Annotated in this window: 25 protein-coding genes; 12 read left to right on the top strand and 13 right to left on the bottom strand. The window is 65.5% G+C overall.

The genetic code is table 11. The features are described from left to right. Positions 1 to 112: 112 nt before the first annotated feature. The 3 genes from QX041_RS10335 to QX041_RS10325 all read right to left on the bottom strand — a co-directional run bounded on the left by QX041_RS10335 (position 113) and on the right by QX041_RS10325 (position 2,293). Positions 113 to 661 (bottom strand): phosphohydrolase, encoded by a 549-nt coding sequence (locus tag QX041_RS10335; RefSeq protein ID WP_316165211.1) that lies wholly within the window; start codon positions 659 to 661, stop codon positions 113 to 115. 37 nt (positions 662 to 698) lie between these two features. Next, positions 699 to 1,001: an antibiotic biosynthesis monooxygenase family protein gene (locus QX041_RS10330; RefSeq protein ID WP_316165209.1), complete on the bottom strand. Its 303-nt coding sequence runs from the start codon at positions 999 to 1,001 to the stop codon at positions 699 to 701. 68 nt (positions 1,002 to 1,069) lie between these two features. Next, complete coding sequence (locus QX041_RS10325; RefSeq protein WP_315711515.1) at positions 1,070 to 2,293, bottom strand: GGDEF domain-containing protein; 1,224 nt, start codon at positions 2,291 to 2,293, stop codon at positions 1,070 to 1,072. 390 nt (positions 2,294 to 2,683) lie between these two features. Between QX041_RS10325 and QX041_RS10320 the strand changes: the two genes are divergently transcribed. Continuing rightward, positions 2,684 to 4,783 (top strand): LamG-like jellyroll fold domain-containing protein, encoded by a 2,100-nt coding sequence (locus QX041_RS10320; RefSeq protein ID WP_316165208.1) that lies wholly within the window; start codon positions 2,684 to 2,686, stop codon positions 4,781 to 4,783. Between the two features lie 96 nt (positions 4,784 to 4,879). On the opposite strand, the gene rpsI is transcribed toward QX041_RS10320, so the two are convergent. From rpsI to QX041_RS10305, 3 genes are all read right to left on the bottom strand, one after another. Next, positions 4,880 to 5,362: a 30S ribosomal protein S9 gene (rpsI, locus tag QX041_RS10315; RefSeq protein WP_172109671.1), complete on the bottom strand. Its 483-nt coding sequence runs from the start codon at positions 5,360 to 5,362 to the stop codon at positions 4,880 to 4,882. Between the two features lies 1 nt (position 5,363). Further along, positions 5,364 to 5,828, bottom strand: coding sequence for a 50S ribosomal protein L13 (rplM, locus tag QX041_RS10310; protein ID WP_315711511.1), 465 nt, complete (start codon positions 5,826 to 5,828; stop codon positions 5,364 to 5,366). Between the two features lie 158 nt (positions 5,829 to 5,986). Next, on the bottom strand, positions 5,987 to 6,415 hold the full coding sequence (locus QX041_RS10305) for a PaaI family thioesterase (RefSeq protein ID WP_315827182.1): 429 nt from the start codon (positions 6,413 to 6,415) through the stop codon (positions 5,987 to 5,989). Positions 6,416 to 6,485: 70 nt separating this feature from the next. On the opposite strand from QX041_RS10305, the gene QX041_RS10300 reads away from it, so the two are divergent. From QX041_RS10300 to QX041_RS10290, 3 genes are all read left to right on the top strand, one after another. Further along, the gene (locus QX041_RS10300; RefSeq protein ID WP_316158517.1) at positions 6,486 to 7,307 is read left to right on the top strand and encodes an enoyl-CoA hydratase; all 822 of its coding nucleotides are present in this window, start codon (positions 6,486 to 6,488) and stop codon (positions 7,305 to 7,307) included. 232 nt (positions 7,308 to 7,539) lie between these two features. Then, positions 7,540 to 8,124 (top strand): CoA-binding protein, encoded by a 585-nt coding sequence (locus QX041_RS10295; RefSeq protein WP_315711509.1) that lies wholly within the window; start codon positions 7,540 to 7,542, stop codon positions 8,122 to 8,124. Positions 8,125 to 8,349: 225 nt separating this feature from the next. Beyond that, positions 8,350 to 9,633: an O-acetylhomoserine aminocarboxypropyltransferase gene (locus QX041_RS10290; RefSeq protein WP_316165206.1), complete on the top strand. Its 1,284-nt coding sequence runs from the start codon at positions 8,350 to 8,352 to the stop codon at positions 9,631 to 9,633. A gap of 231 nt (positions 9,634 to 9,864) precedes the next feature. Here QX041_RS10290 and QX041_RS10285 read toward each other — a convergent pair whose 3' ends face one another. Further along, positions 9,865 to 10,137 carry a hypothetical protein gene (locus tag QX041_RS10285; RefSeq protein WP_316165204.1) on the bottom strand — a complete coding sequence of 91 codons (273 nt, stop codon included), beginning with the start codon at positions 10,135 to 10,137 and terminating at the stop codon, positions 9,865 to 9,867. A 240-nt stretch (positions 10,138 to 10,377) separates the two neighbouring features. Here QX041_RS10285 and QX041_RS10280 point away from each other — a divergent pair, with 240 nt between their 5' ends. After that, positions 10,378 to 10,713, top strand: coding sequence for a hypothetical protein (locus QX041_RS10280; RefSeq protein ID WP_316165202.1), 336 nt, complete (start codon positions 10,378 to 10,380; stop codon positions 10,711 to 10,713). Between the two features lie 111 nt (positions 10,714 to 10,824). On the opposite strand, the gene QX041_RS10275 is transcribed toward QX041_RS10280, so the two are convergent. Further along, positions 10,825 to 11,457: an RraA family protein gene (locus QX041_RS10275; protein WP_316165200.1), complete on the bottom strand. Its 633-nt coding sequence runs from the start codon at positions 11,455 to 11,457 to the stop codon at positions 10,825 to 10,827. 156 nt (positions 11,458 to 11,613) lie between these two features. Here QX041_RS10275 and QX041_RS10270 point away from each other — a divergent pair, with 156 nt between their 5' ends. Further along, positions 11,614 to 12,486: a LysR family transcriptional regulator gene (locus tag QX041_RS10270; protein ID WP_316165199.1), complete on the top strand. Its 873-nt coding sequence runs from the start codon at positions 11,614 to 11,616 to the stop codon at positions 12,484 to 12,486. Between the two features lie 172 nt (positions 12,487 to 12,658). Continuing rightward, entirely contained in the window at positions 12,659 to 13,567 is a 909-nt protein-coding gene (locus QX041_RS10265) for an amino acid ABC transporter substrate-binding protein (RefSeq protein ID WP_315750858.1), read from the top strand. 811 nt (positions 13,568 to 14,378) lie between these two features. Here the strand turns inward: QX041_RS10265 and QX041_RS10260 are convergent. Next, the gene (locus tag QX041_RS10260; RefSeq protein WP_316165197.1) at positions 14,379 to 15,467 is read right to left on the bottom strand and encodes a COX15/CtaA family protein; all 1,089 of its coding nucleotides are present in this window, start codon (positions 15,465 to 15,467) and stop codon (positions 14,379 to 14,381) included. Between the two features lie 102 nt (positions 15,468 to 15,569). Between QX041_RS10260 and QX041_RS10255 the strand changes: the two genes are divergently transcribed. Then, entirely contained in the window at positions 15,570 to 15,791 is a 222-nt protein-coding gene (locus QX041_RS10255; RefSeq protein ID WP_315711497.1) for a DUF2842 domain-containing protein, read from the top strand. On the opposite strand, the gene QX041_RS10250 is transcribed toward QX041_RS10255, so the two are convergent. After that, the gene (locus QX041_RS10250) at positions 15,792 to 16,853 is read right to left on the bottom strand and encodes a polysaccharide deacetylase family protein (protein ID WP_316165195.1); all 1,062 of its coding nucleotides are present in this window, start codon (positions 16,851 to 16,853) and stop codon (positions 15,792 to 15,794) included. It abuts the gene before it with no gap. A gap of 275 nt (positions 16,854 to 17,128) precedes the next feature. Between QX041_RS10250 and QX041_RS10245 the strand changes: the two genes are divergently transcribed. Then, positions 17,129 to 18,361, top strand: a complete 1,233-nt coding sequence (locus QX041_RS10245; protein ID WP_316165194.1) for a GNAT family N-acetyltransferase — start codon at positions 17,129 to 17,131, stop codon at positions 18,359 to 18,361. On the opposite strand, the gene QX041_RS10240 is transcribed toward QX041_RS10245, so the two are convergent. Beyond that, positions 18,358 to 20,661 (bottom strand): lipopolysaccharide biosynthesis protein, encoded by a 2,304-nt coding sequence (locus tag QX041_RS10240; RefSeq protein ID WP_316165192.1) that lies wholly within the window; start codon positions 20,659 to 20,661, stop codon positions 18,358 to 18,360. The two genes, QX041_RS10245 and QX041_RS10240, sit on opposite strands and share 4 nt — an antisense overlap. A 325-nt stretch (positions 20,662 to 20,986) precedes the next feature. Further along, the gene (locus tag QX041_RS10235; RefSeq protein ID WP_315755033.1) at positions 20,987 to 21,139 is read right to left on the bottom strand and encodes a hypothetical protein; all 153 of its coding nucleotides are present in this window, start codon (positions 21,137 to 21,139) and stop codon (positions 20,987 to 20,989) included. Between QX041_RS10235 and QX041_RS10230 the strand changes: the two genes are divergently transcribed. From QX041_RS10230 to QX041_RS10220, 3 genes are all read left to right on the top strand, one after another. Continuing rightward, positions 21,089 to 22,159, top strand: a complete 1,071-nt coding sequence (locus QX041_RS10230; RefSeq protein WP_315712597.1) for a glycosyltransferase family 4 protein — start codon at positions 21,089 to 21,091, stop codon at positions 22,157 to 22,159. The two genes, QX041_RS10235 and QX041_RS10230, sit on opposite strands and share 51 nt — an antisense overlap. 153 nt (positions 22,160 to 22,312) lie before the next feature. Next, entirely contained in the window at positions 22,313 to 23,842 is a 1,530-nt protein-coding gene (locus QX041_RS10225; protein WP_315755021.1) for an undecaprenyl-phosphate glucose phosphotransferase, read from the top strand. Between the two features lie 87 nt (positions 23,843 to 23,929). Beyond that, complete coding sequence (locus QX041_RS10220) at positions 23,930 to 25,204, top strand: O-antigen ligase family protein (protein ID WP_316165190.1); 1,275 nt, start codon at positions 23,930 to 23,932, stop codon at positions 25,202 to 25,204. Here the strand turns inward: QX041_RS10220 and QX041_RS10215 are convergent. Then, positions 25,201 to 26,379, bottom strand: a complete 1,179-nt coding sequence (locus QX041_RS10215; RefSeq protein ID WP_316165188.1) for a saccharopine dehydrogenase family protein — start codon at positions 26,377 to 26,379, stop codon at positions 25,201 to 25,203. The two genes, QX041_RS10220 and QX041_RS10215, sit on opposite strands and share 4 nt — an antisense overlap. Positions 26,380 to 26,391 lie beyond the last annotated feature (12 nt).

The raw sequence follows: 26,391 nt of genomic DNA, 5'->3' as shown, positions 1-26,391 counted from the left end.
CCCATTGCATGTCGGGCCACGGCAAAAGACAAGCGCTATCAGCACATGCGATGCTGCGCAGCCTGCATTGCCGCGGCGACGCGGCCGCGCGAAACGCCTGAGCTGATCTTGCTTATGATCGAAGGCCGCGCAGCTCGCGCGCGAGGTTGGCCCGCGCCTTCTGGTCGAGCGCAGCGGCAAAGCCCGCATCCGGATAGATCACGGGGCGCCGCGCGAACCGCTCCAGCACCGCCGCGCGCCCGGCGCGGTAGGCGTCGTCCGGCACATGGGCGTATTCGCGCCGGATCGCATCCGCATAGGCGTCGTAGCCGGCCTCGTCGGCGCCGAGAATGGCGAGATCGATCGAGACGAGCAGCGCGCCCAGCCGATCGTCGGGCGCGACATCGTGCGTCCGGGTCAGCCGGATCAAGCGTCCGACCTCGTCGCGCAGCTCGGGCGCGACGTGACGCTCGGCAAGGATGGCGCTCTGCTCCTCATTGTCGGACCGCGTGGGATCATACACGGCGTCGTGCCACCAGATCGCCAGCGTCAGGATCTCGCGCTCGCGGACGCTGAGGTCCGCGACGCGATCGAGCTGGTCCAGGCAATCCTGGACGTGGCGAAGATCGTGGTAGTGCCGTCCCCCGGCAGAGTAGGCTTCGACCAGATCGTCATGCGTCATGTTGTGTTCCGTGGCGGAGCAGCGCTGACGCGCGGCCTCAGCCGGCCGAGGTCAGCACCGTCTCGGTGTGCTCGACATCCGGAGGATTGGCAAAATACTGCCCGACCAGGCCGCGCCATTCGGTGAAGTTCTCCGAGCCGCGGAAATCGACCGTGTGGTTCTCGAGCATTTCCCACTTCACCATCAGGCGGTAGCGCTGCGGCTTCTCGATCGATTTGTGCAGCTCGAAGCCGTGAAAGCCCTTGGAGCGGCCGAAGGCGGCGCGTGCTTTCGCGACCGCGGCCTCGAAATCCTTCTCCGTGCCCGGCTTGACGTCGATCTGGGCGATTTCCGTGATCATGTTCTGTCGGCCTCCCCTGGTGTGGGCCGCTTGTCTAGCCCAGACCTCGGGAGAGCGAAAGCCGCACCTCAGCTGGACAACACCGCCTCTCCCGACTGCGGCAGGCTGGCAGCCGCGGCAGCGCGCTGGCGGCGGTAGCGGTCGAGCGACAGCGGCAGCTCCGCCGAGGCCTCGACCCGGTTGCGACCGGAGCGCTTGGCCTTGTAGAGCGCGGTATCGGCGGCCGCGAGCAGCACGTCGAGATCGGTCCCGCCCGGCCCGCCGGCAACGCCGATGCTGACGGTGGTATCGACCGGCTTGTCCTCGCACACCACGCCGGAGGCCGCGAACGCCTCGCGGACACGCTCGGCGGCGACCATGGCCTCTTCGATCGAACAGGGCAGAAGTGCTGCGAACTCCTCGCCGCCGATCCGGCCCGAGAGATCGGTGAGGCGTAGATTGTTGACCACGACGTTTGCGAACAGCTTCAGGACCTCGTCGCCCTCGGCGTGACCGAAGCGGTCGTTGATCGACTTGAAATGATCGATGTCGAAGATCAGCACGCTGACCGGGCGCTGCTCGCGCGCCTCGCGCTCGATCAGCTGCGCGCAGGACTCGGCAAAGCCGCGGCGGTTGAGCAGGCCCGTCAGCGGGTCGGTGGTCGCCGCGCGCTTGTGGGCGCTGACGATGCGCTCGGACACCAGCATGAAGATCACGAACACGGTGCCGACCGCATACAGCACGAGTTCGATCGAGAAGATCGTGACCCAGGCCGCGGCGAAGGCGCCGTCGGAATCGCGCAGCATGTTGCCGAGCAGGATCGGCAACATCAGCACGAAGCCATGCATCACCGGCACGATCAGCGCCGGCCAGCGCTTGTGCAGGGTCCGCCGCCGCTCCTGCCACAGCTCGGCCGCGGTCAGCATGGCGTAGATCACGACGATCGCTGCGCCGATCGTCAGCCGCAGCGCCTGCGCCGACGCATCGAGCAGCATGCCGCTGGCGATCCAGACCGTCGCGCCGAGCACGAGCCCGGGCACGCTCGCCGGCTTGCCGTGGAACACGCGCGCGGCGTTCCACACCATGGCAGTGGCGATCAGGCCGATGGAGCTCAGGAACAGCGACACCACCTCGCCGTAGAGCTCGCCGATCAAGGTCCACAGCGCGATCGCGACCGCGCCGAGGACGTAGGCCGCGCCCCACCAGCGCAGCGCCGGCGTGTTCTCCTGCCGGCCGAAGTGGAGCAACATAGCGCCAAGCAGCGCTGCGACCATGGTCGCTACGATGTCGAGCGTCATGCTATCAAGCGCCATCGATCACCTCGGTTGCTGCGGCGGCGCGGGAATTCAGGGTTAGCGCGGCCTTATCGCGATCAACCTAGCGGGCGGTTTGTTGGAAAGAGGTTTGCCTGGGATACCAAGTTTTCTCGAAAAGCTCGGCACAACTCGTCAGCAAATTGCTGCGCAAGAAATCTGCAAACAGGATTCAAAAATGCCGGGGCAATCCGCGCGACCGCCCGCCCTGATTGTACACGGCACAGCGTCATTCATTGATAGTTGTGCGCCCCATCGTGCGGAATCAATGGTTTCCCGTCCTGCGGCGAACACTCATCGAAACGATAAGAAACCTTCTCAAATTTGAGATCATCTCTCCCTAACACGTCCCGACCGCGGCGCGATCCGCCGCTCGAGGTGGGGACAAGGATGTCTTTCGACGACGATTCATCGAACAACAAGCCGGCCGCAGGCGATCATCCGGCGCGTGATCCGCAGCCGGCGCAGGGCGTCGATCGCCGCACCCTGCTGCGCAATGCCATGGGCGTCTCGGCGCTCGGCCTCGGCGCCAGCCTGCTGCCCGGCCAGGCGGCGCACGCGCATTGGCGCATGCACCATCACCATCGTCACGTCACGACCAGCTTCGCGCTCGCCGTCCTTCCCGATACGCAGTTCTACTCGCGCTATGCGACGTCAGAAGAAGGCCAGTCCTATCAGCGCCAATATGGCAGCACGCCCTACCCCGCGCAGACGCAGTTCATCGTCGACAACGCAGCGAAGTACCACATCCCGTTCACGATCCACCTCGGCGACGTCGTCGACCAGTCCAAGCATCCGCAGCAATGGGCGGTCGCCGATGCCGCGATGAAGCTCTTAGAGAACGCCGGCCGGCCGTATTCGGTGCTCGCGGGCAATCACGACGTGCTTTCGGCGCTGGAATTCGAGAACGCGGCGAGCCAGGGCGCGGGCACCGATGCGCAGCGCGGCGCGTCCGAGCCTTATCTCACATGGTTTCCGACGAGCCGCGCCGCGAAGCAGCGGACCTTCCTGGAGCGGCATCCGAGCGGCTGGCACGAGGCGCATGTGTTCCATGCCTGCGGCGTCAGTTTCATGGTGCTGTCGCTGTCGTGGCGCGCCTCGGACGATGCGATCGCCTGGGCGCGCAGCATGATCGCGCGGCATCCGATGCTGCCGGTGATCCTCGCCAATCACCAGTTGCTGAACATCGCCAATGACGGTGTCAGCCCGCTCGAGGTCGCCTACGGCCAGTACCTGTGGGAGAAGCTGATCCGCAGCAACGACCAGATCTTCATGACCCTGAACGGCCACTATCACGGTGGCGCGCTGCTGACGAAGATCAACGACTTCCACAACCCCGTCCACCAGATGGTGGTCGACTATCAGATGGCCTATCAGGGCGGCAACGGCCTGATGCGGCTGTACGAGTTCGACTTCACGGCCAACAAGATCGACGTCGCCTCGTTCTCGCCCTGGGTGGTCGAGAAGCCGAAGGACAGCCTGAAGCAGTTCGACCGCGCCTGGCTGTCCGAGGACAATCACGCGTTCTCGATTCCCATCGACTTCCACCGGCGGTTTTCACGCTTCACCAATTTCTGCCATCTGCCGGCCTTCGCCGGCACGCCGATCCTGCCGCGCCTCAAGCAGGATCTCTACGTCAACTACACCGAGGCGCCCGAACCGGTGGTGGTGCCGCCCGCGAACGAGCAGGACTATCCGCTCGTGGCCGAGACCGTTGCGCATTGGCGGATCACGTCGTCGGCGATCGGCAGGGCCGTGGCCGCCGGCACCGCGCTGTCGGACCTCACCGCCGCCAACCCGATGCAGCGCGCCACGCTGGCGGGTGCCGCCCAGGTCGCCGACGTCGTCTTCACAGCCGACAAGCATCGCCTGTCGTCGGCGCCGGGCAGCGTGCAGTTCCTCAACACGACCAAGCAGGGCGCCGGCCGCTTCAGCTGGTTCACGACCGCGGCCAACGCGCCGATCAACGCGGCAACGTTCGCATCCGGCTACACCGTCGAAGCCTTCATCAAGATCGATCCGAACTGGAAGGCCGCCGACCACGCCTGGTGCAACATCCTGACCCGCTTCGGCAACCGCGGCTGGCTGCCGGGCTACGCCGGCGGCGATCCGGAATCACCGCCGATCCTGTTCGCCATCTCGAACCTGCGCGAGGTGCAGTGGGAGATCGTGCCGTCGAGTTCGACCCGGCAGCCGCAGACCGACTGGTCCGGCGAGATCATGCTCGACACCTGGTATCATCTCGCGATCGTCAACGATCCCGCCGACAATTCGACCGTGCTCTACATCGAGGGCGCGCCGGTCGTGCGCAGCGTCATCGGCGGCAACGGCATCGCCTCGACGGCGGCGTCGCAGCCCTGGGCACTCGGCTGCGGCTGGTGGGACCGCGCGCCGTCGGACGGCTTCATCGGCAGCATCGGCGAGGTCCGCGTGGTGTCGAAACCGCTGGCGCCGAGCCAGTGGCTGACCGCGCGCCGCGCCAGCGCCTGACCCGCGCAAGCCTGCGTCAAAAGCAAAACGGGCGCCCGCGAGGGCGCCCGTTCGTATTTGAAGCTGATGGATCCGGACGGAGCCGGAGCCAGGCGATCAGCGCTTCGAGAACTGGAAGGAGCGGCGGGCCTTGGCCTTGCCGTACTTCTTACGCTCGACGACGCGCGAGTCGCGGGTCAGGAAGCCGCCCTTCTTGAGGACGCCGCGCAGCTCCGGCTCGAAATTCGTCAGCGCCTTGGACAGGCCGTGACGGACCGCACCGGCCTGGCCGGACAGGCCGCCGCCGGCGACCGTGCAGATCACGTCGTACTGGCCCTTGCGGGCAGCGACGACCATCGGCTGCTCGATCATCATGCGAAGCACCGGACGGGCGAAGTAGACCTCGATGTCGCGGGTGTTGACGGTGACCTTGCCGGAGCCCGGCTTGATCCAGACGCGGGCGACCGCGTCCTTGCGCTTGCCGGTGGCATAGGCGCGGCCGAACTTGTCGACCTTCTTCTCATACTTCGGAGCGTCGGGAGCCGTGACGGCACCCTTGAGCTGCGACAGCTGATCGAGAGACTGGATGCTTTCGGCCATCTTATGCGGCCCTCGTGTTCTTGCGGTTCAACTTGGCGATGTCGATCTTCTCGGGGTTCTGCGCTTCGTGCGGATGATCGGGTCCGCCATAGACACGCAGATTGCCCATCTGCACGCGGCCGAGCGGCCCGCGCGGGATCATGCGCTCGATGGCCTTCTCGATCACGCGCTCGGGGAAGCGGCCCTCGAGGATCTGGCGCGCGGTGCGCTCCTTGACGTGGCCGACATAGCCGGTGTGCTTGTAGTACACCTTCTGCTCGCGCTTGCGGCCGGTCAGCACGGCGTGCGCGGCGTTGACGATGATGACGTTGTCGCCGCAGTCGACGTGCGGCGTGTAGATCGGGAGGTGCTTGCCGCGCAGCCGCATGGCGACCAGCGTGGCGAGACGGCCGACGACCAGACCCTTGGCGTCGATCACGACCCACTTCTTCTGGACCTCGGCCGGCTTTGCCGAAAAGGTTTTCATGAGAGATATCCGTGACAGGGAGAATGCGGCGCGGGTGACGCACCGAACTGGTCGCAGCTTCTAGAGAAGCGGCCTGCATTCGTCAACGCCATCGGCGTCAAATTAATGCAACAAAAACAGCAGCTTGCAAATATGGTGCAATAATACCCTCGAAAACCCTACGCATTCGGAATGGAATAGGTCGCCGTGACATGGGCGATCGGATCGGGCGATTCCCCTGACAGCAGCGTGACTTCGCCGACCGCGAGCCGCTTGCCGAGCTTGAGCAGCCGCGCCTCCGCCAGCACATCGGCGCCGGCCGCGCCCTTGCGCAGGAAGTTGATGTTGAGATTCGTGGTCACCGCAAGACCGACCGGACCGATCGCCGACAAGAGCACCACGTACATCGCGAAATCGGCCAGCGCCATCAATGTCGGCCCGGAGACGGTGCCGCCGGGGCGCAACATGCGCTCATTGAAGCGCTGGCGCATCCGGCAGCTCTTGCCGTCGGCGCTCTCGATCGAAATGTCACCGCCGGTGCGGAACGCCTGGGGAAATTCCGCGTGCAGGAACGTTTCCAGCTCCGCGATGGTCATCTTCGCCGTCATCTCTCCCCCTGCTCTCGTCGTTGCTCATCTGTTACATTAGCTGCATCGATGCGCCCATATGGAAATCGCAATGTCCGTCCCTGCCCTCGCCGACGCCGCCGATACGCCGATTCTGTTGCGCGAGATGGCGGGCCCCGTCGCCGTGCTCACGCTCAACCGCCCGGCACAGCGCAACAGCCTGTCGGAGCCGCTGATCGCAGAGCTGCATCGGGCCCTGGCCGAGATCGGCGCCGACAAGGCCGTGCGCGCCGTGGTGATCGCAGCGAATGGCCCTGCGTTCTGCGCCGGCCATGACCTCAAGGAACTCACCGCGCATCGCAGCGAGGCCGACCGCGGCCGCGCCTTCTTCGCCCGACTGATGAACGCCTGCAGCGCGATGATGCAGGCGATCGTGCATCTGCCCAAGCCGGTTGTCGCGTCCGTGCAGGGCATCGCCACCGCCGCCGGCTGTCAACTGGTCGCGAGCTGCGATCTCGCCGTCGCCTCCGAGCGCGCCTCGTTCGCCACGCCCGGCGTCGACATCGGCCTGTTCTGCTCGACGCCGATGGTGGCGCTGTCGCGCAACGTACCCCGCAAGCAGGCGATGGAGATGCTGCTGACCGGCGAACCGGTTCCCGCTGTCCGCGCCCGCGAATTGGGCCTCGTCAACCGCGTGGTCACGGCCGGCACGGAACGCGACACCGCGATTGCGCTGGCACAACAAGTGGCGCGCAAATCAGCCTATACGATCAAGCTCGGCAAGGAGGCATTCTACCGCCAGGCCGAGATGAGCCTTGCCGACGCCTATCGCTATGCGGCAGAGGTGATGACCGAAAACATGCTGGCCCGCGACGCGGAAGAAGGCATCGGCGCCTTCATCGAGAAGCGGACGCCGAATTGGCGGGACGAGTGAAGCTCGCCCTGCTCTCTCCTTCGTCATTGCGAGCGCAGCGAAGCAATCCAGAGTCCCGCCCGAGCCCCTGGATTGCTTCGTCGCAAGTGCTCCTCGCAATGACAGAAACTGAAACTGGCTCGTCATTCCGGGGCGCCCGGAGGGCGAGCCCGGAATCCATAACCACGATCGGGAGTACGGGCTCGTGCTGCGCACGCCCCGGAATGACAGCAACTAACAGATTGCACCGCTCATGAATCACGACACCTATCCCGACGACTACATCCGCGGCATTCTCAACGGCGTGAAGGTGATCGCGATGGTCGGCGCCTCGCCGTCGGAGATCCGGCCGAGCTTCTTCGCCTTCAAATATCTGGTGCAGCGCGGCTACGACATGATCCCGGTGAACCCCGGCCATGTCGGCAAGAGCCTGATGGGCCGCCCCTTCGTCGCCTCGCTCGCCGACATTGGCCGCCCGCTCGACATGGTCGACATCTTCCGGAGCTCGCAGCACATCATGCCCGTCGTCGACGAGGCGCTGAAGCTCTCACCTTTGCCGAAGGTGATCTGGATGCAGCTCGGCGCGCGTGACGATGCGGCGGCTGAAAAGGCCGAGGCCGCTGGGCTGAAGGTCGTGATGAACCGCTGCCCCAAGATCGAATATGGCCGGCTGTCGTCGGAGATCTCCTGGATGGGCGTCAACTCGCGCACCATCAGCGCCAAGCGCGCGCCGATCCCGACGCAAGGGATGCGGCTGTCGCTGAACCGCACCAGCGTCGGCGGCGGCACGACGGCCGCAGCCGACCGCGCCGCGAAGGACAGAAGCGATCCCGCCTGACGCATCTGCGAAAGGAACGTGTCGCGACGACGGCGCGACACAGCAGCGCATTTCAAATCGGAGCGATCGGCGCCGGCAGCCTTGACGCCATCCTGGCCGCTGGCAAATGTCCTCCGCCGGGATGACGCGGAGGCGCACGATGCGCGCTATCGACACCGTCTCCCATCATCGATCCCTGCGCCAGCCGGCGCCGGCGCGCAACGGATCAAGCCAAGAGGAAACACCATGACCGAACGTCCCCCGGGATTTGCCACCCTTGCCATTCACGCCGGCGCCCAGCCCGACCCGACCACGGGCGCGCGGGCAACGCCGATCTACCAGACCACGTCCTTCGTGTTCAACGATGCCGACCACGCCGCCTCGCTGTTCGGGCTGCAGGCATTCGGCAACATCTACACACGCATCGGCAACCCGACCAACGCCGTGCTGGAGGAGCGCGTCGCCGCGCTCGAGGGCGGCACCGCCGCGCTTGCCGTTGCCTCGGGCCATGCCGCGCAGGTCGTGGCGCTGCAGCAGTTACTGTCCCCCGGCGACGAATTCATTGCCGCACGAAAACTCTATGGCGGCTCGATCAACCAGTTCACGCATTCGTTCAAGAGCTTTGGATGGAACGTGGTGTGGGCCGACACCGATGACGTCGCGAGCTTCGAGGCCGCGGTGAGCCCGCGCACCAAGGCTGTATTCATCGAGTCGATCGCCAATCCCGGCGGCACCATCACCGACATCGAGGCGGTCGCGCAGGTGGCGCGCAAGGCGGGCGTGCCGCTGATCGTCGACAACACCTTGGCCTCGCCCTATCTGATCCGCCCGATCGATCACGGCGCCGACATCGTGCTGCACTCGCTGACCAAGTTCCTGGGCGGTCACGGCAACTCGATCGGCGGCGTCATCGTCGATGCTGGCACCTTCGACTGGGCCGGCAGCGGCGACAAATATCCGATGCTGACGCAGCCGCGTCCCGAATATCACGGCATTCGCCTGCACGAGACGTTCGGCAATTTCGCCTTCGCGATCGCCTGCCGCGTGCTGGGCCTGCGCGATCTCGGCCCGGCGCTGTCGCCGTTCAACGCCTTCATGATCCTGACGGGCATCGAGACCCTGCCGCTGCGCATGCAGAAGCACTGCGACAACGCCAAGGCGGTCGCAGAATTTCTCAACCGCCATCCGGCGGTCGCCGCGGTGAACTATGCCGGCCTGCCCGAGAATAGATATCACACGCTCGCCCGCAAATACTGCCCGAAAGGCGCCGGCGCAGTCTTCACCTTCTCGCTCAAGGGTGGCTATGACGCCGGCGTCAAGCTGGTGTCGAACCTGAAGCTGTTCTCGCACCTCGCCAATGTCGGCGACACCCGCTCGCTGGTGATCCACCCGGCCTCGACCACCCACAGCCAGCTCGACGACGCCGCCAAGATCAAGGCCGGCGCCGGCCCCGACATCGTCCGCATCTCCGTCGGCATCGAGGACAAGGAAGATCTGATCGCCGACCTCGAGCAGGCGCTGGGCGCGTAAGGCGCGTTTCGCTCTACGGATCGCGCCGCGCATCGGCGTGCGGCGTGACGAGCGCATCTCTCACCACGTCATGGCCGGGCTTGCGCATGACGAGTAACTGGCGGCTGAGACAGCAAGCGGCCCCGAAAACAAAGAGAGCGCGGGCGGCCCCCTGGGCTTCCGCGCTCTCCTTCGTCCCACGGCCGGGCCGTTGCCGGCTTCTCGGACCGCGCCCTCGTTAACTCCAGGTGATCATCTCATCAGCTGCAACAGGCGCGCGTGCATCTGGCCGGCCAGAGGCATCGCGGAGGCCGCGATCAGCCGGCTCGCCGACAGCGCCTGCAGGCCAGCGGCGCCCTCGTCGATGGCAGCGAGTTCAGCGTTGACTGAGCCGGTCCGTGATTTGAGATTTTGGCGCGCCGACGCCGAAAACATGATCACCGACATGCTCGAAACCTTCTGGTCTGAGACTCTGATGAAATGCAGCAGAGATTTTCGCGCCCGGACGCAGCGGCCGGGCTGCATTCGGCCGACCTTCAAAATCGCCGGCGGCAGTAAGCTTGCACCCGCAGAACTTAACAAAAGCTGAAAATGCCCGTCCTTCTACGGATGATTGCAGCCAACTGTCGGATGCCGGAAGGATTTCGTTAACCATACCCGGCTCATCCTGCCGCCCGTGGAATCGCCTTCCGGACCCGCGTGAAAGCAGCGGTGGATGTATCGCGAAGCGCCGACGCCACCCGAACAGAAGTCGAGGAGAGCAGGATGCGAACGTTGGTGATCATGATGCTGCTGGCGGCCATCGCGGCGAACGGCGTCGTGCTCGCGGCCGACCTGCCGGCCGTCCACGACAAGCTCGTCCACTATAAGGCCCGCCGCGCCGTCAAGGCACCGCCCGCAATCGTCGTCGTCAGGGACCAGGACTCGCTGATCTCCCCGATGTGGCCCTCGACGCCGCTGCTGTTCGGCCGCCAGGAGCTGCCCGGCTATTACGGCCGCGCCTTCTCCTACGACTACCAGGGCCCCTATTACGGCGGCGAAGGCTATACCAACTACATGTTCCGCCTGCCCTACGCGTGTGGCGTGTATGGGTATTGCTGAGCGGGGTGCCGTTGGCATGTAAGTAGCCCGGATGGGCGAAGCGACATCCGGGACGACGAGGACGAGGTCCCGCATACCGCCAAGGCTCGTACGGATGACCGCAATAGCCGGCTATTTTGCGTAGGCACCGGCATAGCGCCCTGCGCGGATGCTCGCCAGGATCTCGGCTTCACGCTGTTCCTGCGCGCGGGCGGACTCGAGCAGCTCGGACGCGATCGCCGGCGCGAAAGCGACCACTCCGTCGGCGTCGGCAACCACGATATCGCCTGGCGTGACGATCATGCCGCCAATCGACACCGGCACGTTGATCTCGCCCGGACCGTTCTTGTAGGGGCCGCGGTGATTGACCGCACGCGCGAACACGGGGAAGTCGGACTTCATCAGCACGCCGGAGTCCCTGATCGCACCGTCGACGACGATCCCGGCCGCGCCGCGTTCCCTGGCAATGGCGGCGATGATCTCGCCGACCAATGCCCGCGTCTCGTTGCCGCCGCCATTGACGACGAGGACGTCGCCGGGCGTGATGAGATCGAGCGCGCGATGAATGAAGAGGTTGTCTCCCGGTGCCGTATTCACGGTCAGCGCGATCCCGGCCATCGGCGAGCCCGTATAGAATGGCCGTAGACTGGCTGCACCAGGCAGCCGCTGAAGGTTGTCACTGATCACGGCCGTGGAAACGCTCTTGAACGCGGCGACGACCGCCGCATCGATCGGCGCACCAGGCTGCGCTTGTCCCTCACCCATTCTCGCTCCCCGTCTTGCACAGTCCAGAGCGTCGCTCGATGGCGCCCCGCCTCGGCGGTGTAGGACTCGCCTTGAATTCAGAAAACCGATAAATGGAGATGTCGATCCATCTCTTTTTTGAATGCGAATATGGTCACCCTGAAGCAGCTAGAAGCTTTGAACTGGATCGCGGAGCTCGGCACGTTCGAACGCGCCGCAGCCAAGCTGAACACGACGCAATCGGCGATCTCGAAGCGCATCCAGGAGCTGGAGGCCTCCGCGCGCGTTCCGCTGTTCGATCGCAGCCAGCGCGGGGCTCGCCTGACCGAACGTGGCGAGCAGATCCTTGCTCTTGGCCGACAGATGTTGGCGTTGCAGGACCAGATCCTGGAGTTGAAGGACGGCCGGCAGTCACCGGCCCGCCGTCTGCGGCTTGGGGCGACGGAGCTGTCAGCGCTGACATGGCTGCCGCGTCTGGTTTCGGCCATTCGCGAAGCCCATCCGGCGGTGATGATCGAGCCTGAGGTCGAAACCTCCCGAAGCCTCTACGATCGGCTGATCGAGGGCAGCCTCGATCTCGTCGTCATCCCGGACGTCTTCTCCGACCCGGAGGTGACGTCGGTGCGGCTTGCCGAAGTGCAGAACGTGTGGACGGCGCGCCCCGGCCTGGTCAGATCGCGCCGGAGCCTCGATTTCGACGAGCTTGGTCATCATACGATTCTGATGCAGGGCCGTCGCTCGGGCTCCGGCCTCTTCGTCAACAAATGGCTCGCGGCCAACGGTGTCTCGTTCAAGCGCGCCATCTCGGTCGACAATCTGACCGCGCTGGTCGGGCTCGCCGTGGCCGGCCTCGGCATCAGCTATCTTCCGCAACGCTGTTTTCGTCCTCTCTTCGAGCAGAAGAAGCTGGTCATCCTGCCCGTCAAGCCGACGCTGCCGGCCGTGCCCTATGCGGCCATGTATCGCAACGACAGACCCTCGGCCTTCGCGGCCGCCGTAGCGGAGCTGGCGCGCCAGACCTGCGATTTCGGCCGTCAACTCGAAGGTTAGACCGGGCAGGTGAACCCGGCGACGACGCCCGGCGCGGCGATCCATCACTTCCAGGAATGAGAAATAAGGCGGTTTTATCCCTTTTCATCCAGGCCGGACGCAGCGAGGCTGCGTCACCGCTGCGCGGGCAACGCTGCACGCGCGAAGAGGGTTGCTGCGAGGAGAGGCTTTGATGCGCATTTGGGGACTTCTGCTGACGGCAGCGCTCGCTGCAAACGCTGCCGGCGCCGAGGAACTGACGGGCACGCTCCAGAAGATCAAAGAGACGAACAGGATATCGATCGGCTTCCAGGAATCGTCGGTGCCGTTCAGCTATCTCGACGGCAACCAGAAGCCGGTGGGCTACGCGCTCGACATCTGCGGCCGGATCGCGGATGCGGTCAAAAAGGAGCTGGGGCTTCCTGACCTCACGATCGAAACCGTTCCGGTGACGTCCTCCAATCGCATCCCGCTGATGACGAACGGCACGATCGACCTCCTGTGCGCCTCCACCACCAACAACGCCGAACGTCAGAAGCTCGTGGCCTTTGCCAATACGCACTTTCTCAGCGCCACACGCTATGCGGCCAAGAAATCGCTCTCGCTCCAGACGATCGACGACCTCAGGGGAAAGACGGCCGTCGCGATCGCCGGATCGACCAACATCGCCCAACTGAACAAGGTCAATGTCGAACGCAAGCTCGGCATCAACATCGTTCCGGCCAAGGACCAGGCCGAAGCGTTCCTGATGCTGGAGACCGACCGGGCTCAGGCCTATGTGCTCGATGACGTCCAGCTCGCGGTCGCCATCGCGCGGTCGAAGGACCCGGCGGCGTACATGATCAGCAACGACGCATTCTCCAAGCCCGAGCCTTTCGGCATCATGCTGCGCAAGGACGATGCGCCGTTCAAGGCCATCGCCGATCGCGTCACCGCCGAGCTCTATCAGAGCCCCGCCATCGACGCGCTCTACAAGAAATGGTTCGAGTCACCGGTGCCGCCGACCGGGATCAACTTCAACTACCAGATGCCCGCCGCTTTACGCGCGGCGTTCAAGTCGCCCAGCAGCAGTCCCGACCCGGACGCGTATGCGCCCGATTGAAGCTCGCGATATCCGTGCCAACGGCAACGGCGGAGATAGCCTCATCCGCCGCGGTCGCCTGCGACGGACGGCCCTCGGCTATTGCCAAGATCAGCGGCGGCGGCACTCCTGACGGCAGATTGTCTTGCGGCTTCTCGCAACGTCGCCCTTGCCAACTTCGGCAAATCAGCATATTCTGCGTTTGTTCCTGTCCAGCCGAGGGGCGCTTCCGGATCGTCCAGTTGCGTAGGGCAGGAATGCGGTGGACGTGGCGGGCCGTGCGTGGACGAAGGTTCGCGCGGACGAGCGGATTGTCACGGACGGCGAAATCGCGTGGTCCTGGCGCCCCGACGCTGGCGCCAAGTCTCGTGTCGGTGCTCAACGCATCGCGCGAGATGACGGGGGCAAGAGAGCCCGGTCCCCGGGGAGATCGCGTATAAGCGTTAAAACCATCGCGCGGGGAAGGCCGGGTGTTTTCGGCCGTACCTGTGGTGACCGCCGCGTGCTTTTTTCTTTGCACGCGGGCCATGGGTGCCGGCCAGGCACCCGGCCTTCCCTGCGCCCTCGCGTGTTTCGAGGGTGAAACGACCGGCAGAACTCGGCGTGATTGCGCGCGAGGATGAGGATGTTTGTCTTCACATCATTGCGCAGCGTGCGTAGTCACGCTTGTTGGCTTGCGCGAATGTCTCTCCACCGTCATTCCGGGGCGTGCGCAGCACGAGCCCGGAATCCATTTTTCAGCGTGTCTCGCGGCTCAATGGATTCCGGGCTCGCCCTGCGGGCGCCCCGGAATGACGGCGGAGGTCGCTGCAACAGCGAGCGCGAGAACGCCCTACCCCGCCTGCCCGGCCGCCACGGCCGTCTGCGGCACGGCGACAACAGCGACACGTCGCGGCGACAGGCGTTCGGCTTGCAGCACGGCGAACGTCAGCACGATGATGGCCGTGCCCTGATGCAGCAGCGCGAGCGAGATCGGAACCAGCGCCAACAGGGTCAAGATCCCAAGCACGGCCTGCACCAGGATCGCGGCGAGCAGCCGGTGCGCGCCGCGCACCACGTCGCGGCCGACGCCGGCACGCATCACGTCGAAGGCGTGCCAGGCTGCCAATGCGAGCAGCGTGTAGGCGGTCATGCGATGCATGAACTGCACCGTCAGATCGTTCTCGAACAGATTGATCCACCACGGCGAATGGATCCACAGATTGGCCGCCTTCGGGATCAGGCCGCCGTCGATCTCGGGCCAGGTGTTGTAGACGAGACCGGCGCGCAGGCCGGCGACCAGCGCGCCGAGATAGAGCTGCACGAAGGTGACGCCGACCAGCACCCAGGCCGTCAGCCGCAGCCGCGCCGGCACCTCGGCCTCCTCGCGCGGCGCGAGCCGCCGCAGCGTCCAGACGATCGACGCATAGATCAACAGCGCCAGCGAGAGGTGCGTCGCGAGACGGACCGGCGCCACCTCGGTGCGCTCCGTGAGGCCGGAGGCCACCATCCACCAGCCGACCGCGCCCTGCAGCGCGCCGAGGCCGAAGATCAGCCACAGCCTGCGGCCGAGCGGCCCGGAGACGGCGCCGCACCACAGGAACCACAGGAAGGGCAGCAGGTAGACCATGCCGATGACCCGGCCGAGCAGCCGGTGGCTCCACTCCCACCAGAAGATCGTCTTGAATTCGTGCAGGGTCATGCCGGCGTTCATCTGCCGATACTGCGGAATGGTCTTGTAGGCCTCGAAGGCGTCGGTCCAGGCCTGCGCGGACAGCGGCGGCAGGGTGCCGGTGACCGGCTTCCATTCCACGATCGAGAGCCCGGATTCGGTCAGCCGCGTGGCGCCGCCGACCAGCACCATCAGCGCGATCAGGCCGGCGACGGCGAGCAGCCAGATGCGGATCGCGGCGAGATCTCGTGTGCGGGGAACCGTGGTCATGGACGTTGAACGCTCGATTGAACCGGGGCTGACAGGCCCTTATAATCCCGGGGAAATCGCGCGCAAGCCGCGCCGCCCCCAGCCGAGGCTGACAATCCCGTCATGACGATCCGCACCCGCAAACTGATCGGCGCCGTCGCGCTGCTCCTGCTCGCTTTCGCCTGGTCGATGATGGGCATGGTGATGGCGCAATTCCCCCTGATCGCCAATTCCGGCTGGCTGCAGGCGGTGTATTACGTCGTCGTCGGCATGGGCTGGGTGCTGCCGGCGATGCCGATCGTGAGCTGGATGCTGCGCCCGGATCCGGAGCGGCAGCAGGGCTGATCAGCCGAGATCGAGCTTGGGCGGCGGCGCGGATTTTTCCCGCGGCAGGGTGATGCCGGCCATCAGCACCTTCAAGGCGCGCAGCGAGCGCGAGCGGCCGTCCCAGGCGATCCGCGGCATCATGTGCAGATGCGTGCGGCCCTCGCTCTGCACGACGCCTGGCATCGTCGAGGCCGCGCTGACGAAGCCCGCCTGCTCGGCGAGCACGACGTCGCTGCGGCGGAACGAATAGCGGTCGCCGAACGGATACGCCATGTGCCGGACCGGGCGGCGCAGCGCCGTCTCCAGCACCGCCTTGCCCATCGTGATCTCGCGCTGGGCGTCGGCATCCCGGAGATTGGCGAGCACGGGATAGTGCACGGTGGCACTGCCGATCGTGACGTTGGGGTCGGCGGCGAGACGGGCGATATCGGCCCAGTCCATCGAGGCTTCGCGGCTCAGGACGGCGAGATCGACCGAATGGCGCGAGCAGAGGTCGCGGATCGCGATCGACAGCTCGGCCGGTGGCAGCTTGCGCAGCCACGCCGAAAGATACGCGAACAGCTCATATTTTTCGGCCGGCGTGACCACGTTGAAGCGCTGCTCACGATGATCGATCACAAGGCTGATGCGGGCCTCGCGCGCGATCACGGCCTCCAGCGCCAGCCACCAGGCTTCGCCGAGCCCATCGGGGAAGGCCGAGGGCACGTAAACGGTAAACGGCACGCCGTGGCGCGCCAGCACCGGATAGGCGTGCGTGATCAGGTCCTTCGCGGTGCCGTCGAAGCTCAGGCAGGCGAAGCGGCTGCTTTGGGGAAGGCGCACGGCGCGGTCGCAGGCCTCGTCGAGCGAGACGATGTCATAGCCCCAGCGCCTCAGCGCCCGGATCACCTTGTCGAGGAAAACGGGGGTGATCTCCGCGCATTTCAGCGGCTGGAACGCGCCCTTGCGCCGCGGGCGCACGCGCTCGAACCGCAGCACGGCGCCCGCGCCACCCGTGGCGCGCGACGCGAGCAGCGTGCCACCGCTGAAATAGGCCAGCTCGAGCCGGGCGCTGCGCAGCCACCTGTTGTCCGACGACAATTCCCGCGCCCCTTCCCCGAATCCCACTTGAAACCAGACCGTCCGCGCCCACCTGATGCGGACAGACCGTGGCGCGATCGCGTCATGATCACCGCCATCCGATGATAGCGATCGTCCGCCGTCAAGATCGCGTGGCCGCTGCCGATTTGAACAGGTCTTTGTTTGTGCCATTCCCGATTTGGGACGACGTCATTGCCATTACCTTTTGTTGAGACTTCTTTGCGAGGGTCTCCTGACGTCAAGCAACAAAATTCCACGACAACGCGAGCTGCGCGATGACCATGGCCGCCGTGATCGAGAGCCGGACGGCGCAGGCGCCCGCGCGGCGGCTGCCGTCGGGGCTCGCGCGGGTGGAGATCGTGTCCGATCTGGCTGCCGCCGAGCCGGTCTGGCGCGCGCTCGAAGTCCCCGAACATGTCTCGACACCCTACCAGCGCTTCGATCTGCTCGGCGCATGGCAGCGCGACGTCGGCGCGCGCGAGCATGCGACGCCGTTCATCGTTATCGGGCGTGATGCCGAGCAACGCCCGCTGCTGCTGCTGCCGCTGACGTTGCGGCACGCCTGCGGCGTGCGCATCGCCACCTTCATGGGCGGCAAGCATACGACCTTCAACATGCCGCTGATGGATCGCGAATTCGCCGCGCGCGCCAGCGCCGGCGATCTCGACGTCCTGCTCGCAGGGCTGCGCGATCGCGGCGGTGTCGACCTGCTCGCCTTGACACAGCAGCCGGAGCGCTGGCGCGATCTCGCCAATCCGCTGGCGCAATGGCCGCACCAGCCGTCGGTGAACGACTGTCCGGTGCTGTTGATGCCGCCGGGGGCTGCGCCGACGGCGCTGTTGTCGAATTCGTTCCGAAAGCGGCTGAAGAGCAAGGAAAAGAAGCTGCAGACGCTGCCCGGCTACCGCTACATGGTCGCGAGCAGCGACGCCGAGATCGCCGAACTGCTCGACTGGTTCTTCCGCACCAAGCCGATCCGCATGGCCGAGCAGAGGCTGCCGAACGTGTTCGCCGAGCCCTGCATCGAGGCCTTCGTGCGAAGCGCCTGTATGGCAAAGCTCGACTGCGGGCATCGCGCCATCGATATCCACGCACTGCGCTGCGACGACGAGATCATCGCGTTGTTCGCCGGCGTCGCCGACGGGGGACGCTTCTCGATGATGTTCAACACCTACACGTTGTCGGAGAATGCGCGCTGGAGTCCCGGACTGATCCTGATGCGCTCGATCATCGATCACTACGCGCAACAGGATTTTCGTGCCCTCGATCTCGGCATCGGATCGGACGACTACAAGCGGATGTTCTGCAAGAATGACGAGCCGATCTTCGACAGCTTCATGTCGTTGACCGCGCGGGGGCGCGTCGCCGCGACGACGATGGCTGCGGTTGGACGGGCCAAGCATGCCGTCAAGCACAGCCCTGCCCTGTTCCGTCTGGCACAACAGCTGCGTGGCGCGCTGCAATCGCGCGGCGGCGCCGCCAAGGCTGACGAGAGGGCCGAAGATTAGGCGGCGACGCCGCGCGGCCCCGGCTGGTTGCGGTTGGCGCCTCCGGCCGGTGCCTTCAGCATGGTGACGGCGCCGAAACCGACCTCGCGCAGCTGCTCGCTCATCTGGCTGCGCGCCTCGGCAGCCATCTTGGGATCGGGCACGACGACGGCGCGCGCGCCCGCGGTCAGGAGCTCGGCCGGCAGGTCGGAGGCATTGCCAGCGTCGAGCAGGACGTGGTCGTAGACGCGCAACAGTGCGTCGATCGCGAGCGCGAGCCGCGGCGATTGCAGTTGGCTGCGGTCGGCGCCAGGACGGCCAGCATTGACGATGTGCAGCCGCGAGGCCTGGTCCTTGGTGATGATGGACGCGAACGATGCCTCGCCCAGCATCAGCTCGATCAGCCCGGGCGCGGCCGGATCGACCGAGACGCCCGCAAGCAGTTGCGGGCTGCCGGCGAGGTCAACCAGCACCACGCGCGCCTGCGCCGCCATTGTGCGGGCGATCGCGAGCGCAGTGGACGTGACGGCCTCGCCGCCGGCCGTGCCGAGCACGGTGACCTTGCGGGCGCCCTCGCCCGCGCCGAGCAGATCGGCTGCGAGTTGCTCGAACTCGTTCGGCGGTGGCGGCGCCGGCTTGACCGGCTCGGCCGACGGCGCCTCGGCTGGCTGCATGGCCGTGGGGGGCGGCGGTACCGAAGCCGAACGCGCGGCCTCAACCGGCGCCGACGTCGAAGGTGGTGCAACGGCCGGCGACGCGGAGACCGTACGCGGGGCGATCATCGGCTCGACCCGCGCCGCGAGCACCATGACGTCGGCCATGCTGCTCATGGCCGGGGCGGCCGGGCCAACCGCACGCGGCGCCGTGAGGCGCAGCAGCTCGCCGGTGATGACCACGCCCGAGGTCAGCATCAAGGTCGCCAATGTCGCGATCAGCACGATCGGCAGCTTCTTCGGATACGCCGGTGTATTGGACACCACCGCCCGCGAGATGATCCGCCCATCCGCGGGCGGGGTGTCGAGCGACTCACGGGTGTTCGCCTCGCGGTACTTGGCGAGATACGATTCCAGCAGGTCGCGCTGCGATTTGGCATCCCGCTCCAGCGCCCGCAGCTGGACATCGAGGCCATTGGTGGAGGTGGCCTGCTTCTTGGCCTGATCGAGGCTCTGGCTCAGCATCTGCACCCGCCCGTCGGCGATACGCGCGTCGCTGTCGAGCGAGCGGGAGATCTTGCCGGCCTCGTCGCGGATCTGGCGGTCGAGATCAGCCAGTTGCGCCTTCAGTTCCTTGATGCGCGGGTGATTGTCGAGCAGCGTCGACGACTGTTCCGCGAGTTGCGCGCGCAGGCTCACGCGCTGCTCCGACAAGCGCCGCATCAGCTCCGAATTGAGCACCTCGGACGCCTCGATCGGCTGGCCGCTCTGCAGCATCTCGCGGATCAGCCGCGCCTTGGTCTCGGCATCCGATTTCAAGGCGCGCGCATTGTTGAGCTGGGTATTGACCTCGCCCATCTGCTGGTTGGACAGCGAGGTGTTGTTGGTCCCCATGAACGAATTCGACTTGGCGCGGAACTCCTCGACCCGCGATTCCGCCTCCTCGACCTTCTTGCGCAGGCCCTGGATCTCCCCGGCCAGCCACTGGCTGGCGGACTTCGCCTGCGCCTGCCGAGCGTTCTGCTGAACAACGAGATAGCCGTCCGCGATCGAATTCGCGACCTTCGCCGCAAGCGCCGGATCCTGCGACTGGAACTCGACGACGAGGACGCGCGATTTGTCGACGGCGTAGACGGTCAGGCGTTCGTAATAGGCATCCATGACGCGTTCGTCCGGCGTCATGGCAAGCGGATCCTTCACGAGCCCGACCATCGCCAAGACCGACTTCAGCGGCGACACGCCGCGCAGGACGGGATCAAACTCCGGCAGCTCGCCCAACCTGTTCTTCGCGATAATGTCGCGCGCCAGATCTCGCGACAGGACCAGTTGCACCTGGCTCGTGACCGCCTCGGCATCGAGTGCCGTCCGCTCTTCGGTACGCTCCCCGTTCGGCCGCACGAACACGTTCTCGCGTCCGTCGATCAGGATCCGCGCTTCGGACTTGTAGCGCGGCGTGATCATGTTGACCGCGGTGATCGACAGAACGAGAGCGAGCAGCGTCGGCAAAAGAATGAAGCCACGCTTTCGTGCCAAGGCGCGGCCGACCAGCCGGAGATCGAGATCGCCGGCCGGGCCCGGCTCCGCCGACGATGGCGAGCCTGTCACGGGTCGGACGGAGGCTCCGTCAACCTGTGTCTTCTCGCCGGCACGCCAGAACGCCAACCGCATCATCCACTCCCGCGAGACCTACGCCACGCCGCTACCATACGTGGTACAATTACACTCCATTAAGGTTGCTGACGGGTTAACCGGAGCGCCTGCAACCTCGCCCTATCGAACAATCGTCATCCTTCGCCAAATGCTGCTTGCAACACGTAGGCTTGCGCCAGATCGTCACAATGCTGGAGCGAACCTGCCCGGCAGTGACGACAAGTGAGACTTTGTTAACCATCAAGCCTCTATCGAGGTTGGAGCTATCAATATTCAGCGACGAGAGGCGCCCGTGCTTCCTCTATCCGCCAGTCGTCAGATCAGCTCGCGCAGCGACGCCTGGCTAAACCACGCGCAGGCCGATGGCGCGGGCGAGTTCGACATGGCACCGTCGCAGAACAAACCTCTCAAAATCCTTCACGCGGTCAGAGCTCCCGTCGGCGGCATCTTTCGGCACATCCTCGACCTTGCCAACGGCCAGGTCGATCGCGGGCATGACGTGGGCATCATTGCGGACAGCCTGACCGGCGGCGAACGCGCCGATGCCGCGCTGGCCCAGATCGCGCCTCGCCTGACACTCGGCGTGCACCGCGTTCCCATTCATCGGGAGCCTTGGCCGAGCGACATTCTGGCACTCAGCCGATTCCATCGCCTCTCCCGCGCGCTCGCCCCCGACGTGCTGCACGGCCACGGCGCCAAAGCCGGCGCGTTCGTACGCCTGCTGCCGCATCGGCCAGGAACGATCCGCATCTACACGCCTCACGGCGGCTCGCTGCACTACCCGCTCGACACGCTCAAAGGCGCGCTGTATGGCCGGCTTGAACGTGCGCTGATGAACCGGACGGATCTCTTCCTGTTCGAGAGCGCCTTCGCCCGCGATACCTATGAGCGCATGATCGGCCATCCCAACGGATTGGTGAATTGCGTCTTCAACGGCGTCACTGCAGGCGAATTCGACCCGGTCACGCCGGCTCAAGACCAGACCGACCTGGCTTATGTCGGCGAGTTCAGGCACATCAAGGGCACGGATCTGCTGATCGACGCTGTCGCGCAGTTGCGCTCCCGTGGCCGGCCGCTGACGCTGACCTTGGGCGGCGACGGCGAGGAGATGTCGAAGCTCAAAGCCCAGGTCGAACGCCTCGGTCTTGCGGCCGCGGTGCGTTTCATCGGCCATGTGAAGGCCCGCGACGGATTTTCCAAAGGACGACTGCTCGTCGTTCCGTCGCGCGGCGATTCCATGCCCTATGTCGTGATCGAGGCGGGAGCCGCTGGGGTTCCGATGATCGCGGCGAGGGTCGGCGGCATCCCCGAGATCTTCGGGGCGCACGACGACGCGATGTTCATGCCAGGCAACGCGACCGCGCTGGCCGACGCCATTGCAGCCGCACTGGACGATCCGGCTACCGCGCAGCTGCGCGCCAAGGCGCTGCGCGAGCGGATCTTCCAGCATTTCTCGCAGAAGGCGATGGTCGAGGGCGTGCTCGACAGCTACCGCGAGGCGTTTACCAAGACCTGACGTCATTTACCATCGCTAACCGTTTCTTCCGATTTGGCCCTTAATCCCGCCGGTGGGGAATTTCCCCCGGCGCTATCAGCGCTTACATGACCACAAATACTAACAAACATAATCCGGGCTTGTACGACTGTGGAACCGATCAACGCTCGCTCGATGTTGGATGCTGCTGCGGCCACGGCCGCATCGACGGCCGCGGCAGGCAAGCCGGCCGTTGAACGGCGTCGCCGCCTGTCGCCGGCGGCCCTGGCGGTCGCCAATCAGAAGGTTCACCGCGCCTACTCTCCGATCGTCCTCGCCGGCATCGTCCGCATCACCGATTTCGTACTGCTGAGCGTCGTCGGCAGCGCCGTCTATTTCGGCTACGTGGTGCCGCTCAGCGGCTTCCATTGGGAGTATCTCGTTGCCATCGTCGGCCTCGCCGTGAGCACGGTGGTGTGCTTCCAGGCCGCCGACATCTACCAGATCCAGGTCTTCCGCGCCCAGGTGCGGCAGATGACCCGGATGGTCTCGTCCTACTGCTTCGTGTTCCTGCTGTTCATAGGACTGTCCTTCTTCGCCAAGATCGGCAGCGAAGTCTCCCGTCTCTGGCTCGCCGCGTTCTTCTTCGTGGGGCTCGGCGCGCTGATCGCGAGCCGCGTCGTGCTGCGCAACCTGATCCGCAGCTGGGCTAGGCAAGGACGTCTCGATCGACGGACCATCATCGTCGGAGCCGACCAGAGCGGCGAGGACCTGGTGCGTGCGCTGAAGGCGCAGGACGACTCCGAGATCGAGATCCTCGGCGTGTTCGACGACCGCAACGACTCGCGATCGCTCGAGGCCTGCGCCGGTGCGCCGAAGCTCGGCAAGGTCGACGATATCGTCGAGTTTGCCCGCCGCACCCGCGTCGACCTGGTGCTGTTCGCGCTGCCGATCTCGGCGGAGACCCGCATCCTGGACATGCTGAAGAAGCTGTGGGTGCTGCCGGTCGACATCCGCCTTTCGGCCCATACCAACAAGCTGCGTTTCCGCCCGCGTTCCTACTCCTATCTGGGCGCGGTCCCGACGCTCGACGTGTTCGAGGCTCCCATCACCGACTGGGACCTGGTGATGAAGATGCTGTTCGATCGACTGGTCGGCGGCCTCATCCTGCTGCTCGCACTGCCGGTGATGGCGCTGGTTGCGCTTGCGATCAAGCTCGACAGCCCGGGACCGGTGCTGTTCCGGCAGAAGCGGTTCGGCTTCAACAACGAGCGCATCGACGTCTTCAAGTTCCGGTCGCTCTATCACCATCAGGCTGATCCCACGGCGTCCAAGGTCGTCACCAAGAACGATCCACGCGTGACCCGCGTCGGCCGCTTCATCCGCAAGACCAGCCTCGATGAGCTGCCGCAATTGTTCAACGTGGTGTTCAAGGGCAACCTCTCGCTGGTCGGTCCGCGGCCGCACGCCGTGCAGGGCAAATTGCAGAACCGGATGTTCGACGAGGCCGTCGACGGCTACTTCGCCCGCCACCGCGTCAAGCCGGGGATCACTGGATGGGCCCAGATCAACGGCTGGCGCGGCGAGATCGACAACCAGGAGAAGATCCAGAAGCGAGTCGAGTTCGACCTCTACTACATCGAGAACTGGTCCGTGCTGTTCGACCTCTACATCCTGCTCAAGACGCCGCTGGCGCTGATGACCAAGAGCGAGAACGCCTATTGATTGCGGGGATCCGGAGCGGGCCCACGTCCGCTTCGCGCGCGTGTCTGGCCGATCCCGCCGTGCGTTGCGTATGAGTGTGAGTTCGCGATGGCCGTGACGGCAGCAGCCGAAGAGTTCGCATCCAGGCCGATGGCCCCTCCGGGCGTCGTCGCCCTGCAGCGCGCGCTGGTCTGGCTGGTCGGGGTCTCCGGCGCCATCGTGTTCATCGAACCGAGCCCCTATGAGCTTGTCACGCTCGCCTCCGCCGCGGTGTTCTTCGCGACCGGCATGAGGCTGCGCCTCGTCTTCCTGCCGCTCCTCCTGTTGCTGGTCCTGGTCAATCTCGGCTACACGATCAGCGCGATACCGCTGCTCGACGATTCCAAGATCGCGACCTGGATCGCCACCTCCTGGTACATGGCGTTCACGGCGATCTTCATTGCCATGCTCACGTCGGACGACACCGAAGCGCGGCTCGACATGCTCCGGCGCGGCCTCGTGATGGGCGGCGCGATCGCGGCCCTCGCGGGTGTCGCCGGCTACTTCCATCTGGTGCCCGGAGGCTACGATCTCCTCACCTTGTATGGCCGCGCGCGCGGGACGTTCAAGGACCCCAACGTGCTCGGCGCGTTCTTGATCCTGCCGGCGCTGCTCGCGCTGCAGAACGTCGTGACCGCCCGCTTCGCCGCGACATTGCGCGCCAGCTTTGCGCTCGGCGTGATGGCACTCGCCATCCTGCTCGCCTTCTCGCGCGCGGCCTGGGGCGGCCTCGTCCTCACCGCCGCCTTCATGCTGGCAATGATGGTGCTCACCAGCCAGACGCGGGGCGAGCGCTCCCGCATCATCTTCATGACGTTGGCGGCCGCCGTGGCCGGCATCGTCCTGATCGGCGTTCTGCTCTCGATCGATTCCATCGCCGACATGTTCAAGCAGCGGGCAAGCTTCGACCAGAGCTATGACGAGGGCCGCTTCGGACGCTTCGGACGCCACATTCTCGGCGCCGACATGGCGCTCGACCTGCCGTTCGGGATCGGGCCGCTGCAGTTCCACAACTACTTCCCCGAGGACACCCACAACTCCTATCTGAACGCCTTCATGTCGGGCGGCTGGCTGTCCGGCATCTGCTATCCCGCGCTGGTGTTCACCACTGTCATTCTCGGCTTCCGCTATCTGTTCGTGCGCGTGCCCTGGCAGCGCACCTACATCGCGGTGTTCTCGGCGTTCCTCGGCACCGTCGGCGAAAGCTTCATCATCGACACCGACCACTGGCGACACTTCTTCCTGATGCTCGGCACGATGTGGGGCATGATCGCCGCCACGCGCGCCCATCAGGCCGAGGCGAACCGATCCGCAGGGATCGGCCCGCACATCGCAGCCTACTAATCCTCCACCGTGAACGTCAGGCCGGCGTGGTCGACCAGCCGCTTGATCAAGCTGTCGCCGAGCGCGGCGCTGGGCGTCCAGAAACCGCCCTTCACAACGGCACCATCGCGCTGCAGGCCGATGGCGCATTCGCTGATCATCCTCGCCGTCAGACCGTAGCCGGGATCGCCCTTCCCTTTCACCGACGCGCAAACGCGCCGTCCGTCGGGGGACTCAGCGACGTACAGTAGGTCGAAGTATCCGTTGTCCCGCATCTCCTTCGAGGGCCCCTCCCCGACCCTGGGCGCATTCGGGCCGGTCTTCTCGGCATTTGCCGCCATGACCAACTTGGCGTTGGCTTGGCCTTCCTCTCCATCGCCCGTCAGCACCATTTCGTCGTAGACAAAGTCCTGCCCGTACGGAAAACCCATCAGCACGTTGGCACGATGGACGTTGCGTGTGTTGACCAGCGCCATTGCAAACGGCGCAGCCCAAGACTGGAGATCCTCCTCATAGATCGGTCGGTTGGCCGGTGGCTGCTTCGGGCCGGTGAATCCCGGCGTCAGCGCGAACGGGTCCTTCATGATCGCCACAAGGCTCAAATCGGCAGTCAATGCCGCCGCTGTTGCCTTGGCGCTCGCCGAAGTGCCGCCCGACAGCGAGCCGCTCATGCCGCGAATGCGCCCCTTCACGCGCGGCTGTGGCGCACCTAGCACCTGTTTTGCCTGCTGCTGCACGAACAGCACGCCGAGCTCGAACGGCACCGAGTCGAAGCCACACGAGAACAGGATTCTTGCGCCGCTGTGCTCCGCCTCATCTCGATGCTTCTCGATCATCTGACGCATCCACAGCGGCTCGCCACAGAGATCGACATAATCGGTCCCCGCAGCGACGCAGGCGGCGAGCACATCGGCCCCGTAGAGCTGATAGGGTCCGACCGTAGTCAACACCAGTCTAGCCTGATCGACCATCGTGCGAATGGAGCCGGGGTCGCTGGAATCGGCCACGATCAGCGGCAGATCAGGCGGCGCTCCGACCGCATCGCGCACCTTGGCGAGCTTGTCGCGGCTGCGCCCAGCCATGGCCCAGGTCAGCTTGGCTTCGCCGCTACCGCGCGCGGCGAGATACTCGGCCACGAGTTGGCCGGTGAAACCGGTTGCACCATAAACGACGATGTCGAATTTAGCCGACGTCATGGTTGCTCTCTG

It is taken from the genome of Bradyrhizobium sp. SZCCHNRI2009, assembly GCF_032485115.1.
Taxonomy (GTDB): Bacteria; Pseudomonadota; Alphaproteobacteria; order Rhizobiales; family Xanthobacteraceae; genus Bradyrhizobium.
This window is presented reverse-complemented; position numbering and strand designations above follow the sequence as displayed.

Bases quoted from the DNA above. Each gene is read 5' to 3' on its own strand.
- QX041_RS10335 (WP_316165211.1), bottom strand. From the start codon at position 661: ATGACGCATGACGATCTGGTCGAAGCCTACTCTGCCGGGGGACGGCAC.
- QX041_RS10330 (WP_316165209.1), bottom strand. From the start codon at position 1,001: ATGATCACGGAAATCGCCCAGATCGACGTCAAGCCGGGCACGGAGAAG.
- QX041_RS10325 (WP_315711515.1), bottom strand. From the start codon at position 2,293: ATGGCGCTTGATAGCATGACGCTCGACATCGTAGCGACCATGGTCGCA.
- QX041_RS10320 (WP_316165208.1), top strand. From the start codon at position 2,684: ATGTCTTTCGACGACGATTCATCGAACAACAAGCCGGCCGCAGGCGAT.
- rpsI (WP_172109671.1), bottom strand. From the start codon at position 5,362: ATGGCCGAAAGCATCCAGTCTCTCGATCAGCTGTCGCAGCTCAAGGGT.
- rplM (WP_315711511.1), bottom strand. From the start codon at position 5,828: ATGAAAACCTTTTCGGCAAAGCCGGCCGAGGTCCAGAAGAAGTGGGTC.
- QX041_RS10305 (WP_315827182.1), bottom strand. From the start codon at position 6,415: ATGACGGCGAAGATGACCATCGCGGAGCTGGAAACGTTCCTGCACGCG.
- QX041_RS10300 (WP_316158517.1), top strand. From the start codon at position 6,486: ATGTCCGTCCCTGCCCTCGCCGACGCCGCCGATACGCCGATTCTGTTG.
- QX041_RS10295 (WP_315711509.1), top strand. From the start codon at position 7,540: ATGAATCACGACACCTATCCCGACGACTACATCCGCGGCATTCTCAAC.
- QX041_RS10290 (WP_316165206.1), top strand. From the start codon at position 8,350: ATGACCGAACGTCCCCCGGGATTTGCCACCCTTGCCATTCACGCCGGC.
- QX041_RS10285 (WP_316165204.1), bottom strand. From the start codon at position 10,137: ATGCAGCCCGGCCGCTGCGTCCGGGCGCGAAAATCTCTGCTGCATTTC.
- QX041_RS10280 (WP_316165202.1), top strand. From the start codon at position 10,378: ATGCGAACGTTGGTGATCATGATGCTGCTGGCGGCCATCGCGGCGAAC.
- QX041_RS10275 (WP_316165200.1), bottom strand. From the start codon at position 11,457: ATGGGTGAGGGACAAGCGCAGCCTGGTGCGCCGATCGATGCGGCGGTC.
- QX041_RS10265 (WP_315750858.1), top strand. From the start codon at position 12,659: ATGCGCATTTGGGGACTTCTGCTGACGGCAGCGCTCGCTGCAAACGCT.
- QX041_RS10260 (WP_316165197.1), bottom strand. From the start codon at position 15,467: ATGACCACGGTTCCCCGCACACGAGATCTCGCCGCGATCCGCATCTGG.
- QX041_RS10255 (WP_315711497.1), top strand. From the start codon at position 15,570: ATGACGATCCGCACCCGCAAACTGATCGGCGCCGTCGCGCTGCTCCTG.
- QX041_RS10245 (WP_316165194.1), top strand. From the start codon at position 17,129: ATGACCATGGCCGCCGTGATCGAGAGCCGGACGGCGCAGGCGCCCGCG.
- QX041_RS10240 (WP_316165192.1), bottom strand. From the start codon at position 20,661: ATGCGGTTGGCGTTCTGGCGTGCCGGCGAGAAGACACAGGTTGACGGA.
- QX041_RS10235 (WP_315755033.1), bottom strand. From the start codon at position 21,139: ATGCCCGCGATCGACCTGGCCGTTGGCAAGGTCGAGGATGTGCCGAAA.
- QX041_RS10225 (WP_315755021.1), top strand. From the start codon at position 22,313: ATGTTGGATGCTGCTGCGGCCACGGCCGCATCGACGGCCGCGGCAGGC.
- QX041_RS10220 (WP_316165190.1), top strand. From the start codon at position 23,930: ATGGCCGTGACGGCAGCAGCCGAAGAGTTCGCATCCAGGCCGATGGCC.
- QX041_RS10215 (WP_316165188.1), bottom strand. From the start codon at position 26,379: ATGACGTCGGCTAAATTCGACATCGTCGTTTATGGTGCAACCGGTTTC.